This is a genomic window from Kineococcus indalonis, assembly GCF_009906395.1.
Taxonomy (GTDB): domain Bacteria; phylum Actinomycetota; class Actinomycetes; order Actinomycetales; family Kineococcaceae; genus Kineococcus; species Kineococcus indalonis.
This window is the reverse complement of sequence record NZ_JAAALM010000978.1, coordinates 1-588: the sequence shown is the minus strand read 5'-3', so window position 1 is coordinate 588 and position 588 is coordinate 1. Positions and strand designations below refer to the sequence as shown.

1 protein-coding gene is annotated in these 588 nt (G+C 71.9%); it reads right to left on the bottom strand.

Annotated features, from left to right (window positions below):
• Positions 1 to 444 (bottom strand): response regulator (locus tag GTR00_RS22290; RefSeq protein ID WP_166613649.1); only part of this gene is annotated, 444 nt, incomplete at its 3' end.
• Positions 445 to 588: the final 144 nt, after the last annotated feature.

The window sequence follows — 588 nt, the reverse complement described above, 5'->3', positions numbered from 1 at the left end:
GTGCGGGGCGTGGGGCGCGTGCGGCTCCACGAAGCCCGGCACCAGGGCCTTGACCTTGGGGATGAGCTCGGCGCGCACGGACTCCATGGACTCCGCGACGCTGCCGACGTTGGCCGGCTTGGTCACGTAGTCGGAGGCGCCCGAGGACAGGGCCTCCAGGGTCGCGGTGGCGCCGCGCTCGGTGAGGGTGGAGAACATCACGACCGGCAGGCGCCGGTCGAGGCGGCGGATCTCCTTGATGGTCTGCAGGCCGTCCATGACGGGCATCTCGATGTCGAGCGTGACCGCGTCCGGCTTCAGCTGCTGGATCTTGTCGAGCGCGACCTTGCCGTTGGGCGCCGTGCCGACGACCTCGATGGCGGGGTCGGAGGCGAGGACGTCGGTGACGATGCGGCGCACGACCACCGAGTCGTCCACCACCAGGACGCGGATCCGTTCCCGCACGCTGCACCCGACCCTTCCCTCGAACCGCCCCCTGCGGGCGGCTCCCTACTCCATCGGCGGGAGCGGGGAAACCTTGAACCCACGATGCGGCGCGTCGCCGTGACACGCCGCTCACCGGGTGTCGGGCGCCGGGAGGGGTGGGCC